Origin of the sequence: Nocardia transvalensis NBRC 15921 (genome assembly GCF_000308875.1) — a bacterium.
Taxonomy (GTDB): Bacteria; Actinomycetota; Actinomycetes; order Mycobacteriales; family Mycobacteriaceae; genus Nocardia; species Nocardia transvalensis.
The window spans coordinates 129986-144694 of record NZ_BAGL01000052.1; the positions used below are offsets into that span (position 1 = coordinate 129986).

The following is a 14709-nucleotide window of genomic DNA, read 5'->3' on the forward strand; positions in this document are numbered from 1 at the left end:
ACGCCACGATCCGGCGCCTGCCCGGGCGCGGAATCGGACGGTGCCGCAACGGAATCCGTCGCCGCGAGTTCGGCCGTCTTCACGACATGATCTCCTCTGCTACGTCGTCTTTCTCGGATTCGGCGGCGAGCGCGGGCGTTCCGGTCAGCGACAGGAACACGTCGTCGAGGCTCGGGCGATGCACGGACGCGTCCACCACGCACACGCCCGCGTCGTCGAGGCGGCGTAAGGCCTCGACCATGGTGCGCGAGCCGTCGCCGACCACCACCGACACCTGCTCGGCGCCCGCCTCGTGCGCGGGTTCGCCGACGCCGACCTGTGCCAGCACCGACAGCGCGGGCGCGGGGTCCTGTCCGGCGGCCAGCGTCACGGTGAGGCGGTCGCCGCCGATGGACGTCTTCAGCTCGTCGGCCGAGCCGCGCGCGATCACGCGGCCGCGGTCGATGACGGTGATCCGGTCGGCGAGCAGATCGGCCTCCTCCAGGTACTGCGTGGTGAGCAGCACGGTGGTGCCGTCGTCGACCAGATCGCCGATGACGCGCCACATCTCCATGCGGCCGCGCGGATCGAGACCCGTGGTCGGCTCGTCCAGCACGACGACCGCGGGCCGCGCCACCAGCGCGCCCGCCAGGTCGAGCCGCCGCGCCATACCGCCGGAGTAGGTGCCCGCGCGGCGGTCCGCGGCGTGCTCGAGTCCGAGCGCCGCCAGCAGTTCGGTGGCGCGCGCGGCGGCCGGCTTGTGCGCCATCCCGTACAGCCGGGCCACCATGCGCAGATTCTCGAAACCGGACAGGTTGGCGTCGACGGCGGCGTACTGCCCCGACAGGCCGATGCGGGTGCGGGCGCTCGCCGGATCGCGCAGGACGTCCACACCCGCCACGCGCACCTCGCCCGCGGTCGGTGCGAGCAGCGTGGTGACGATCCGCACGGTCGTGGTCTTCCCGGCCCCGTTCGGGCCCAGCAGGCCCATGACCGTGCCGGACGGTATCTCCAGATCTATCCCGTCCAGCACCCGCGCCTTGCCGTAGCACTTCACCAGGCCGGCGACCTCCACCGCCAGACTCATACCCGCCTCTCCTTCGCGTCGTCGGCCCGGACGCTGCCGTCCAGGTGTTCTCGCACCACCGGGCCGATGATCGCGAGGGCTTCCGGCGTGGTCATCCCCGAATGGCGGCAGCGCACCTTCTGGTCGTGGACCGCGCCGGTCACGTACGGCTCCCACGCCGCGGCGCACCGGGTCGGATCGGCCCGGTTGATCTCGTCGTCGGCGGCGGTGAAGAACAGCAGGTCGCCGTCGAAGACGCGGGGCCGGAAGCCGTGGGCCAGCACCGCGCCGTTGGCGTAGCCGTTGTACAGCCGCTGCAGATGGTCGACGGTGAGCGCCGCGAACGGGCCCGGCCGGTCGCGCAGCAGTTCCGCCGCGTCCCGCAGGGTCAGCCGCGGGTCCACCGCGTGGTCGCCGCCCAGCAGGTCGCTGCCGAATTCGCCGATGATGTCGGCGACCCCCGGGATGGCGTGTTCCAGCCACTCGTCGGACAGCTGGTAGCTGTCCATCATGGCCAGCATGTCCACCCGCTCCCCCGCGTGCTGCAGCTGGACCGCGATCTCCTGCGCGATCAGGCCACCCAGCGACCAGCCGAGCAGGTGGTAGGGCCCCTCCGGCTGCACCGACTTGATCTGTGCCACATAGTGTTTCGCGGCCTCGACGATCGAGTTGTCGTCGTCGCCGCCACTGACGTGCGGCGCCTGCAATCCGTACACCGGCCGGTCGGCGGGCAGATGGGCCAGCAGGCCCGAATAGCACCAGGCCAGCCCGATCGCGGGATGCACGCAGAACAGCGGCGCCACACCGGAATCCGCGTCGCCCCGCGGGATCGGCCGGATCGGCAGCAGCGGTTCCAGCGCCAGGGCGAGCGCGTCACCGGCCGACTCGTCCAGCCGGCGCGCGATGGCCGCAGGCGTGGATTCGCCGAACATCAGCTGCACCGGCAGGTCGATGCCCGCCGCGCGCACCTGCGCTACCACCTTGGTGGCGAGCAGCGAGTTGCCGCCCAGTTCGAAGAAGCCGTCGTCGGCGCCGACCGTCTCCACGCCCAGGGCCTCCGCGAAGGCCGCGCACAGCGCGGTTTCCGCCGGGGTGGACGGCGGCCGGTACCCGGAACGGTTGCCGAACACCGGTTCCGGCAGCGCGGCGCGGTCCAGCTTGCCGACCGGCGTCAGCGGCAACGCGTCGAGCAGCATGATCGATTGCGGCACCATGTAGTTCGGCACCAGCTCGGCCAGGTGCCGGCGCAGGCCCGGGGCCGTGGGCGTGGTTCCGGCGTACGGCTTCACATAGGACACCAGCGCCGTCGCCCCCGCCGGGGTGCGGTGGCCGAGGCTGGTCGCGAACTCCACGTCCGGGTGCCGGGACAGCGCCGCGTCGATCTCGCCGAGTTCGATCCGGAAGCCGCGGATCTTGACCTGGTGGTCGGTGCGGCCCACGTATTCCAGCTCGCGCCGGCCGTCGTGGTCGGTCCAGCGCACCAGATCGCCGGTGCGGTACATGCGCTCGCCCGGTTTGCCGTACGGGTTGGCGAGGAATCGCTGCGCGGTCAGCCCCGGCCGGTGCAGGTAGCCGCGGGCCAGCGCCGGACCGGACAGGTACAGCTCCCCGGTGACGCCGACCGGCGCCGGATGCAGCCGCCGATCGAGGACGACCGCCTGCACGCCCCGGATCGGGCCGCCGATGGTGATCGGACCGCCGGGCCTCATCGGCTCGGAGATCACCGTGACGATCGTGGTCTCGGTCGGCCCGTACACGTTGTGCAGGTGGCGGTCCCGGCCCCAGCGGGTCACGAGATCCGGCGGCAGCGCCTCGCCGCCGACCAGCACGTGCCGCAGGGCGGTGACGCCTTCCGGATCGGCGGTGCCCAGCGCGGAGGTGGTGATGAAGGCGTGCGTGATGCCCTCCTCGACGAGCACCCGCGTCAGATCCGCGCCGCCGTACACTCCCGGCGGCGTGATCACCAGGGTGCCGGCGCCACCGAGCGCGAACAGCAGATCCAGCATCGCCGCGTCGAAACTCGGTGTGGCGAAGTGCAGGACGCGGCTGCCGGGCCCCACGTCGAAACGCTGCGCGGTCTCGGCCGCGAAGTTCGACAGGCCGCCGTGCGTGACGACGACACCCTTGGGTGTGCCGGTCGACCCGGAGGTGTAGATGACGTACGCCGGGTGGTCGAGGCGCGGGGTCCCGCGCCGTTCGGCCGCCTCGATCGGCGCGTCCGAGGTGCGCAGCACCCGCCGCCGGAACGACGGCGCGTCGAGGACGGTCCAGTCGGCGCCGTCGGGCATGTGCTCGCGGTGCGCGGCCAGCGTGATACCCAGCGCCGCACCGGAATCGGTGAGCATGTGGCGGATGCGGTACTCCGGGTAGTTCGGGTCGACCGGAACGAACGCCGCGCCCGCCTTGGCGACGGCCAGGGTCACCGCCACCGACTCCGCCGATCGCGGAATGCCCAGGGCCACCAGCGTTTCCGGTCCGACGCCCCGCTCCATGAGCACCCGGGCCAGCCGGTTGGTCCACCGGTCCAGCGCGTCGTAGCTGATCCGGGTGTCGCCGGACCGCACCGCCACGGCACCGGGGTTCACCGCGACCGCCGAGGCGAAGACGTCGGCAAGGGTGACCGGGCGGTCGGGGCACGCGCCGCGCACCGGGGCCAGGCTCGACCATTCCGCGGCGTCGAGGAGTTCCAGATCGCCCACGGGCAGTGTCGGATTCGCCGCGGCCGCCGTGAGCAGCCGGACCAGCCTGCGCCCCAGTCCGGCGGCCGTGTCCTCCTCGAACAGGTCGCGGGCGTAGTTGACCGAGATGGTGACACCGGCCGGTTCGCGCTCGCCCGCGGCCCCGGTCGTCCACGACTCGGTGACAGTGAACTGGAGATCGAATTTGGCGATGCCGGGGTCGGCGTCGGCCGCCTCGATCCGCAGGCCGGGCAGTTCCAGCACCCGCACCGGCTGGTTCCGTACCGACAGCATCACCTGGAACATCGGGTGATGCGACTGCGAGCGAGCCGGATTGAGCACCTCCACCAGCCGCTCGAAGGGCACGTCGGCGTGCGCGAACGCCTCCAGGTCGGTATCGCGCACGGCGTGCAGCAGATCGGCGAACGACGCGCCGCCGTCGATGCGGGTGCGCAGCACCAGGGTGCCGACGAACATGCCGACCAGGCGGTCCAGCGCGGGGTGTCCGCGCCCCGCGATCGGGGTGCCGACGGTGATGTCGTCCCCGGCGGTGAGCCGGTGCAGCAGCGTCGCCAGCGCCGCGTGCAGCACCATGAACATGGTGACGCCGTGCTGGCCGGCCACCGCCTGCAGTTCGCGGTGGGTGCGCGCGTCGATCTCGCAGTCGACCGAACCGCCGCGGTAGCTCGGCGCGGGCGGGCGCGGCCGGTCGGCGGGCACGTTCAGCAGTTCCGGGATGCCGTCGAGGGCGCCGCGCCAGTAGTCGAGCTGGCGGGTCGCGGTCGAATCCGGATCGTCCTCGCTGCCCAGCGTATCCCGTTGCCACAGCGTGTAATCCGCGTACTGGACCGGCAGGTCGTCCCATTGCGGGGCCTCCCCCGCCGCATGCGCCCGGTAGGCGACGGCCACGTCGGCGGCGAGCGGTTCCAGTGACCAGCCGTCCATCGCGATGTGGTGCGCGACCAGCACCAGCACATGGTCGTCCGCCGCGATCCGCAGCAGTTCGGCGCGCAGCGGGACGGACGCGGCGAGGTCGAATCCCGGTGTGGCGAAACGCTTCACCTCGGCCTCGATCCCGGCCTCGGCGACGTCCACGACATCGAGGGACACCGCGGCGTCGGACGGCGTGAGCACCCGCTGGTACGGCTCGCCCTCCAGTTCAGGGAAGACCGTGCGCAGCGTCTCGTGGCGCTCCTGCACCGCAAGCAGGGCCGCGCTCAGGGCCGCGGTGTCGAGGTCGCCGCGCAGCCGCAGCGCCACCGGCACGTTGTAGACCCCGGCGACCTCGTCGCCCGCGGCGGCGTTGAACCGCTCGAGGAACCACAGCCGCCGCTGGGCCGCCGACAGCGGAACCCGCCGCGGCCGCGAGCGCGGCGCCAGCTCCGGGGTGCTGTCGGCGCCGCTGCCGCTGTCCAGCCGGGCGGCCAGCGCCGCGACGGTGGGCGTGGCGAAGACGGCGCGGACCTCCAGCCGGGTGCCGGTCGCGGCGGCCAGCCGGGCCACCAGTTGCGTTGCCAGCAGCGAGTTTCCGCCGACCTCGAAGAAGCTCTCGTCCGCGCCGACCGCGTCCGCCCCGACCAGGTCGGCCATCACCCGGGCGACCAGGCGCTCGGTGTCGGTCTCCGGTTCGCGGACGGCGGCCGCCATCGGCTGGGGGTCCGGCAGCGCGGCGCGGTCCAGCTTGCCGACCGGTGTGAGCGGGATGGCGTCGAGCACGGTGAGGCTGCTCGGAACCATATGCGCCGGAAGGCGTTCGGCGACATGATCGCGCACCCGGTCGAGATCCACACCGGCTCGGTCGACGGGCTGCACGTACGACACGATCCGCTTCACGTCCGCGATCTCGCGAACCTCGGTGTGCGCGAACCGGATCGCGGGGTGGGTGGTCAGCACCTCGCTGATCTCGCCGAGTTCGATCCGGAAGCCGCGCACCTTGACCTGGTGGTCGGTCCGGCCCAGGTACACGATCTCGCCGCGGCCGTTCCAGCGCACCACATCGCCGGTGCGGTAGATGCGGGTGCCCTCCGGGCCGTAGGGGTCGGCGACGAAACGCGTTGCGGTGAGCCCGAATCGGTCGAAGTAACCGCGGGCCACGGCCTGCCCGCCGAGGTACAGCTCGCCGGGCACGCCCACGGGAACCGGGCGCAGCCGCTCGTCGAGCACCAGCGCGCGGGCGCCGCGCACCAGCGTGCCGATGGTGATCGGCTCGCCCACGGTCAGCACGCCGGACATGGTGATCACGACCGTGGTCTCGGTCGGGCCGTAGCCGTTGAACATCATGCGGTCCGGCGCCCAGCGCGCCACCAGCTCCGCGCCCAGCGCCTCGCCGCCGACCACCAGCGCCTTCAGGTGCGGCAGCGGCCACCGATCGCGATCGATGGTGGCCAGCGCCGCCGGTGTCATGAAGGTGTGGCTCACCCGCTCGCGGTCCATCAGCTCGGCCAGCTCGTCGCCGCCGTAGACGTCCGGCGGGCAGATGATCATGGTGGCGCCGGCGCCGACGGGCAGCAGCAGGTCGAATACCGCCGCGTCGAAGCTCGGGGACGCGAAATGCAGTGTGCGCGAATCGCGGTCGACGCGCATGCGGTCGCGGATCTCGTCGGCGAAGTTGGACAGCCCGGCGTGCGTGACCGCCACGCCCTTGGGCTTTCCGGTGGACCCCGAGGTGTACACCAGGTACGCCAGATCGGAGGTCCACACGGTGCGGATCCGGTCGGCGTCGGTCACGGTGGCCGGGCTCATCCGCTCGATCTCGGCCATCACGTCGGGATCGTCGAGCAGCAGCCAGCGGGTGTCGTACCCGCCGATCGCGGCCTCCCGCAACCGGTCCCGATGCGCCGTCAGCGTGATGCCGGTCCAGCACCCGGAGTCGGTGAGCATGTGCCGCACCCGGTCGGCCGGATAGTTCGGGTCGACCGGGACGAATGCCGCACCCGACTTGGCGACGGCGATCATGGTCACCACCGATTCGATGGACCGGGTCAGGCCCATCGCGACCCGGTCACCGGGGCCGAGGCCCCGGCTGATCAGCGCCCGTGCCAGGCGGTTCGAGTACTGGTCCACCTCGGCGTAGGTGAGTTCGACCTCGCCGAACCGCATCGCGGTGCGGTCCGGGTGCAGGTGCGCGGTGGCCGTGAAGTAGTTCGACAGGCTGCACGGCGGCATCGGCACCGGCGCGTAGCACGGGGACAGCAGGGTCCGTTCGCTCTCCGTGCGAGCATCGATGTCGCGCACCCGCACGGCCGGATCGTCGGTGACGGCCGCCAGCACCATGCCGAAGCGGTCGGCGAGCGTCCGCACCGTCTCCGGGTCGAAAAGTTCGGCGGCGTAGACGAATTCGAAGGTCCCGTCGGATTCGCGGGTGCTCGGCGGCACCCGCAGCTCCAGATCGAATTTGGCCGTGGCGATATCGAGTTCCTCGGCCTGCAGCCGCAGCCCCGGCAGGTCCAGCACCGGCAGCGGCCCGTCTGCGACCGTCAGGGCCACCTGCAGCACCGGCCGCGATCCGCCGCTGCCGCGGCCCAGTTCCTGCACGATCCGCTCGAACGGCAACTCCGCGTGGGCCATGGCCGCCAGTTCGCCGTCGCGGTCGATCTGCAACTGTTCGGCGAAGCCGCGGTCCGGGTCCACATCCGAGCGCAGCATCAGCGTATTGACGAACATGCCCACGAGGTCGTCGAGCCGGGTGTCGGTGCGGCCCGCGACCGGGGTGCCGACGACGATGTCACGACCGCCGGTCACGACGCGCAGCAGGACCGCCAGCGCCGTACGCAGCACCATGAACATGCTGACGCCCTGGGCGCGGGCGACGTCGGCCAGGCGCTCCCGCACGTCCTCGGGCACCTCGAACCGCACCGATCCCGCGCGCTGCGTGGGGTTCTCGGGCCGCGGCCGGTCGTAGGGCAGCGGCAGTTCCTCCGGCAGGTCGGCCAGCGTCTCGCGCCAGAACCGCAGCTGGGCGGCCGCGGGACTGGTCGGATCGGTCTCGTCGCCGAGCGATTCCCGTTGCCACAGGCTGAAATCGGCGTACTGGACCGGCAGCGCGGACCACGCCGGGGCCGCCCCGCCCCGGCGCGCGGTGTAGGCCACGGCCAGATCGCGGGTCAGCGGGGCCAGCGACCAGCCGTCGGCGGCGATGTGGTGCAGCACGATTCCGAGTACGTGGGTGCTCGGGCCGATGCGCAGCAGCGACAGGCGTAGCGGGATCTCGCGGGTCAGGTCGAAGCCGCGCCGCGCCAGGGTGCGCAGCGTCGCGCGGGCCTCGTCCTCGTCGGTCGCGACGGGTTCGAGAACGGGCAGGCACCGGTCGGGGTCGAGCACCAGCTGGTAGGCGCCCGCCGTCTCCGATCCCGCGCCGCTCGCGGCGGTGTCCTCGGGGAAGACCGTGCGCAGCACCTCGTGCCGCGTCATGAGATCGCCGAGCGCCGCCCGCAGCGCGCCGACATCGGGCTCGCCGTCGATGCGGATCGCGAAAGCGATGTTGTAGGCGCTGGATTCGGGCGCGAAGCGGTTGAGGAACCACACCCGCTGCTGCGGCAGCGACAGCGGGACGCGGTCCGGGCGCGGGCTGCGCACGGCCAGCGGCGCCCGGTGCGTCCGCGGCGCCGCGGCCAGGCGCGCCGCGACGCCCGCGATGGTGGGCGCCTCGAAGACCGCGCGGACCGGCAGGTCGACGCCGAACTCCGCGTGCAGCGCGGCGGTGAGCCGGGTGGCCAGCAGCGAGTTGCCGCCCGCGTCGAAGAAACTGTCCTCGGCCCCGGCGACCGGATGCCCGAGCACGGTCGCGAAAACATCCGCCACACCGCGCTCCAGATCCGTTTCGGGCGCGCGGGAGGGTCCGGCGGTCACGAAAACGGGCTCCGGGAGCGCCTTGCGGTCGAGCTTGCCCGACGGGCTGATCGGCACCTCGTCGAGCAGCGTGATCGCGGCCGGGACCATGTAGCCGGGCAGCCGCTGCCGCGCGGTCTCCAGCACCGCCGCCGGATCGGTCGCGCCGTCCGCGGTGACATAGGACGCGAGCCGGGCGCTGCCGTGCTCGCCGTGATGCACGACGGTGAGCGCGAACCGGACACCCGGATGCGCGCGCAGTACGTGGTCGATCTCGCGCAGCTCGATGCGGAATCCGCGAATCTTGACCTGGTCGTCGGCGCGGCCGAGGAAGCGCAGTTGCCCCGACGCGTCGGCCACCACCAAATCGCCCGTGCGGTACATGCGCTCGCCGCGGCGGCCGTGCGGGTTGGCGGGGAAGCGCAGCGCGCTCAGCCCGCGCCGGCCGAGATAGCCGCGGGCCAGGCCCGGACCGGACAGGTACAGCTCGCCGGGCACGCCCGGCGGTACCGGATGCAGGCGGCCGTCGAGGACGAACAGCCGCATCCCGCGCACGGCCAGGCCGATCGGCACCGGCGCGCCCGCGGCCATCGGACCGGTCGCGGTGGCGGCGACGGTCGCCTCGGACGGGCCGTACATGTTGTGCATGCGATGCTCGGCCGTCCACGTCCGCACCAGATCCTCCGGGCACGCGTCGCCGCCGACGATCACGGCCTCGAGGTCGTCGAGACCGTCGGACGGCACCGTGGCCAGCGCGGCGGGGGTGACGAAGGCGTGCGTCACCCGCTCGGTGCGCAGCAGGCCGGCCAGTTCGGCGCCGCCGTACACGCCCGCGGGTGCGACGACGACGGCGGCGCCCGCCGCGAAGCCGAGCAGCATCTCGAGCACCGACGCGTCGAACGACGGCGACGAGAAGTGCAGGGTGCGTGCGGAATCCGTCACGCCGAACAGATGTTTCTGCTCGTGCGCGAGGGAGGCCAGCCCGGCGTGGGTGACCACGACGGCCTTGGGCGTACCGGTCGACCCGGAGGTGTAGATGAGGTAGGCCGGATGCGCGACGCGCAGCGGATGGTGCCGGTCGGTATCGCCGACCGGGGTGTCCGGGAAGCGGGCGGCCTCGTCGGCCAGCGCCGGCGACCCCATGAGCAGCCAGTCGACATACTGCTTGCGGTGCCGGCCGCGGCGCACCGGCCAGTCCGGCAGGGCGGCGTGGCAGCGCGCGTCGGTCAGGCCGAGCATGGCGCCGGAGTCGGAGAGCATGTGCGCGATGCGCTCGGCCGGATAGTCGGGATCGATCGGCACGTACGCGGCGCCGGTCTTGGCGACCGCCCAGATCGCGGTGATCGAGTCGAGGCCGCGCGGCAGCGCGATCGCCACCACCACCTCGGGTCCGGCGCCGTGGCCGATGAGCACCCGGGCCAGCCGGTTGGACATCTCGTCCAGCCGCCGGTAGGTGGTGTCCTCGCCGAGGTAGCGCACCGCGACCGCGTCGGGCACCCGCTCCGCGGTCTCGCTGAGCAGGCGGGCCAGCGTGGTCGCGGGTTCGCCGGGCGCGCCCTGGATCGGCACCAGCTTCCCGGTCTCGCGGGCGTCGAGGATCTTCAGATCGCCCACGGGCATTCCGGGCGCGGCCACCGCGGCGGTCACCAGGCGGGTGAACCGCCGCGCCATCGCCGAGACCGTCGCCTCGTCGAAAACATCGGTGGCGTAACCGAATTCGGCGGTGAGGGGGCCGTCGTCGGCGTCGGATTCGTGCACGGTCAGCTGCAGGTCGAACTTGGCGACGCCGACATCCATCGGCAGCACCCGGGCCTGGACCCCGGGCAGGTCGATGCGGGGTTCGGGCGTGCTCTCGTAGGACAGCATCACCTGGAACAACGGGTGCCGGCCGGCGTCGCGGGCCGGGTTGACCACCTCCACCAGCCGCTCGAAGGGCACGTCGGAGTTGGCGAACGCGTCCAGGTCGGTCTCGCGCGCCCGGTCGAGCATGCGGTCGAATCCGGCGGCCGGATCGACGGCGGTGCGCAGGACGAGCGTATTGACGAACATGCCGACCAGGTCGTCCAGCGCGGGATCCGAGCGGCCCGCGATCGGGGTGCCGATCGCGATATCGGTGGTGTTGCACAGCCGGGACAGCAACGTGGCCAGCGCCGCGTGCAACACCATGAAGGTGCTCACGCCGCGGTCGGTGGCCAGCGCCGCGATGGCGCGGCGGGTGGCGGCGGGAATGCTGAACCGCACGGTCGCGCCCTCGGTGCTGCGCTGCTGCGGGCGCGGGCGGTCCATCGGCAGGTCCAGCTGATCCGGCAGGTCGGCCAGGGCCGACCGCCAGTAGGCCAGCTGGCGGGAGAGCGCGCTCGCCGGATCGTTCTCGTCGCCGAGCAGTTCGCGCTGCCACAGCGCGAAGTCGGCGTACTGCACCGGCAGCGGCGTCCAGCGCGGCAGCGACCCCGCGGCGCGGGCGGCGACGGCCTGCATCAGATCGCGCGCCAGGGGCGCCACCGACCAGCCGTCTCCGCAGATGTGGTGCAGCACAACGAGAAAGACGTGCGTATCCGGTCCGGTGGCGTACAGCGCGACCCGGATCGGGGCCTGGCTGCGCAGATCGAAACCGTACCCGGCGTACTCGGCGGCGAGGGCCGACGCGTCGGTGCCGGTCGCGTCGATCGGATCCAGGCTCAGCGGGATCTCCGCGGCCGGATGCACCACCTGCGACGGCCCCTCGGGCGAGTCGGGGAAGGTGGTCCGCAGGCTCTCGTGCCGTTCCAGCACGTCGACCAGCCCGGCGCGCAGCGCCCCGATGTTCAGCGGCCCGGTGAGCTCGACCGCCAGCGGCATGTTGTAGGCCGAGGCGTGTTCGGCGAACCGGTTCAGGATCCACAGCCGCTGCTGGGCCAGCGACAGCGGGATGCGCTCCGGCCGCCGGGCCGCCACCAGCGGCGGCGAGGACAGGTCCGGGCCGTGCGCGTCCAGCCGGCCGGCCAGGGTCGCGACCGTCGGCGACTCGAACAGGTCCCGGATGGTCAGCGCCGCGCCGAAGGCGCTGTTGATCCTCGCCACCGCCCGCGCCGCGGTCAGCGAGTTGCCGCCGAGATCGAAGAAGTTGTCCTCGACGCCGAGGGCGTCGCCGGCGAGCACCTCGGCGAGGATGTCGCACAGCCGCCGCTCGACCTCGGTGCGCGGCCGGTCCGCCGAACCCGCCGCCCGGCGCGCACCGAATTCCGGTGCGGGCAAAGCCTTCCGATCGACCTTGCCGTTGGCGCTGAGCGGTAGTTCGCCGAGGACGAGCAGGTGCGCGGGCACCATGTAGCCCGGCAGCGTGCGGCGCAGCCCGGCCAGCAGGTCCGCGGTCTCGACGGTGTCGCCGGGCGCGGGCACCACGTAGGCGACGAGTTCGTCGCCGCCGGGTGCGGCGTGGGCGACGCACACCGCCCGCGTGACCCGCGGGTCGGCCAGCAGCGCCGCCTCGATCTCGCCGAGTTCGATGCGCAGGCCGCGGATCTTGACCTGGAAGTCGGTGCGGCCCAGGTACTCCAGGACCCCGGCGTCGCCCTCGTGCCGCCACCGGACCAGGTCGCCGGTGCGGTACATGCGGCCCGCCCCGTCCCCGTACGGATCGGCCACGAACCGCTCGGCGCTGAGTCCCGGGCGCGCGAGATAGCCGCGGGCCAGCTGGACGCCTGCCAGATACAGTTCGCCCACCGCGCCGGGCGCCACCGGGCGCAGCCGCTCGTCCAGGACGTAGGTGCGGGTGTTCCAGATCGGCGCGCCGATCGGCACGCTGTCGCGCTCGGGCGCGCATTCCCACGCGGTGACGTCGACCGCGGCCTCGGTGGGGCCGTACAGGTTGTGCAGCACGGGTTCCGGCAGCGCGGCGTGGAAGTCGCGCACCGTGGCCGCGGGCAGGGCCTCGCCGCTGCAGAAGACCCGGCGCAGGCTGTCGCAGCCGCGCACGTCGGTGTCGGTGACGAACACCGACAGCATCGAGGGCACGAAATGCGCCGTGGTGACACGCTTCTCGGCGATGAGCCGCGCCAGGTAGGCGGGATCGCGGTGCCCGTCGGGCGCGGCGACGACCAGCCGGGCGCCGACCTGCAAGGGCCAGAAGAACTCCCATACCGAGACGTCGAAGGTGGCGGGTGTCTTCTGCAGCACCGCGTCGGTGCCGTCGAGGGGATATTCGTGCTGCATCCACCGCAGCCGGTTCACGATCGCGGCGTGCGAGACGCCGACCCCCTTGGGCCGCCCGGTGGAGCCGGAGGTGAAGATGACGTAGGCCAGGTGATCGGGCCGCAGCGGCGTCGTGCGCTCGGCGTCGGTCAGCGGCCCGCCGGCGAATCCGGACGTGTCCAGAGTGTCGATGTCGAGCCGTTCGGCTCCCGCCGGCACGGCGAATTCGTCACGGGCGGCGGTGAGTACGCACAGCGGGCGGGCCTGCTCGAGCACGTGCCCGGTCCGCTCTGCGGGATGGTCGGGATCGATCGGCAGGTACGCCGCACCGGCCTGCACGACGGCGTACATGCCGACCAGCAGGTCGATGCCCCGGCGCAGGGCGAGGCCCACGATCGTGTCGGGTCCGGCGCCGCGCGCGATCAGCGCCCGTGCCAGCCGGTTGGCCCGCTCGTGCAGGTCGGCGTAAGTCAGTGTCTCGTCACCGAATTCGAGCGCAGTGGCCTGCGGGCAGGCCGTGGCGCGGTCGGTGAACAGCCCGGCGAGGGTGCCCTCCTGGCGGGCGACCGTCGTCGAATTCCATTCGCGCAGTACGAGTTCCCGTTCGGCATCGGTGATCACCGGGACCGCGGTGGCCGGGGTCGCGGGGTCGGCGGCGAGCAGCCGGGACAGGAAGTCCAGGAACCGGTGGTGGTGCCGGTCCAGCTCCGTGCCCGTGTAGAGCCGCGGGTTGGCCTCGAAATCGATATGGATGCGGTTGCCCGCGCCGTTGTAGAGGTTGACCGACAGGTCCTCGACCGGTCCGGTCGACAGCACGTTCAGGGAGCCGGTGAGGCTGCCGAAGCGCAGTTCGCTGTGGAACAGCATGATGTTGACCATCGGCCCGAAGAACCCGCGCGCATCGCGGGAGTAGCCGCAGTCGCGCCGGATGTCGTCGTGGCGGTAGCGCTGATGCCGCAACGCGCCGGTGATCTGCAGTTCGGCCGCCTTCACCACGTCGCGCACGGTGGTGGCGTGGTCGAAGCGGATCCGGATCGGCACCACGTTCGACACCACTCCCGCTGACCGGCGCAGCGCGACCGTGGTCCGCGCCGACACCGGCAGGCTCAGCACCACATCGGCGCTGCCGGTGACGGCCCGCACGTAGCAGGCCAGCGCGGCCACGAAGAGGGTGGAGTTCTGGGTGTCGAACACCCCGGTGGCCGCGGCCAGATCGGACGCCGCCGCCGGCGCGAGGACGCCCGCGGCGATGCGGCGGCCCGCCTCGGGCACCGAGACGCCGATTCCGCTGGTGGACAGGCTCATCGGCGCGCCGACCCCGGCCAGCTGCTCGATCCAGTACTGCCGGTCGGACCCGAAACGGCTGGTCTCGCGGTAGGCCGACTCGCCCGCGTACATCTCGGCCAGCGTGGTGGCGCGGGAGGCCACCGGCTCGGTGTGGTTCTCGAGGGCGGTGTAGATCTCCGCCGTGCGGGTGGTGCCGTTCATGGCGCCGTAGCCGTCGATGACGATGTGGTGGCCTCGCGAGTACCAGATGTAGTCGCGCTCACCGACGCGCAGCACGACGTTGGTCGTCAGCGGATCGCGCTCCAGGTCGATCGGGGTGCTGGCGTGCTCGTTCATCCAGCGCAGCGCCGCCGCCCGCGGGTCGGCCTCGTGCCGCAGGTCGATGCGGGCCCAGCCGGGCCGCCGCGCCGGATCGATCACCTGATGCGGGACGCCGTCGATCTCCAGCAGCCGCACGTGGCCGACCTGTGCCTCCGCGCCGAACCGCTCGATCGCGTACAGCAGGCGGCCGACGTCGAGATCACCGTGGATGTCGACGTACTGGGCGACGGTCAGCGGAACGTCGGGCCGGATGCGCTGGGCGTACCAGATCGCGGTCTGCGCGGGCGACAAGGCGAAGGGCTGTGCTGAGAATTCGCCGGAAGAGCATTGGTCGACGCGATCCGTGGCCAATGAACTCATCAATCACTCCGTTCTGCCGCT

At 72.5% G+C, this 14709-nt stretch carries 2 protein-coding genes; both read right to left on the minus strand.

Going from position 1 to position 14709, the window contains the following annotated elements:
• Nucleotides 1-79 precede the first annotated feature (79 nt).
• Nucleotides 80-1066, minus strand: a complete 987-nt coding sequence (locus ON41_RS15920; protein ID WP_040748385.1) for a daunorubicin resistance protein DrrA family ABC transporter ATP-binding protein — start codon at nt 1064-1066, stop codon at nt 80-82.
• Nucleotides 1063-14688: a non-ribosomal peptide synthetase gene (locus tag ON41_RS15925; protein ID WP_083905383.1), complete on the minus strand. Its 13626-nt coding sequence runs from the start codon at nt 14686-14688 to the stop codon at nt 1063-1065. The genes ON41_RS15920 and ON41_RS15925 overlap by 4 nt, the downstream gene beginning before the upstream one ends.
• Nucleotides 14689-14709 lie beyond the last annotated feature (21 nt).

Excerpts from the sequence above, each read along its gene's own strand:
- ON41_RS15920 (WP_040748385.1), bottom strand. The coding sequence starts at position 1,066 with ATGAGTCTGGCGGTGGAGGTCGCCGGCCTGGTGAAGTGCTACGGCAAG.
- ON41_RS15925 (WP_083905383.1), bottom strand. The coding sequence starts at position 14,688 with ATGAGTTCATTGGCCACGGATCGCGTCGACCAATGCTCTTCCGGCGAA.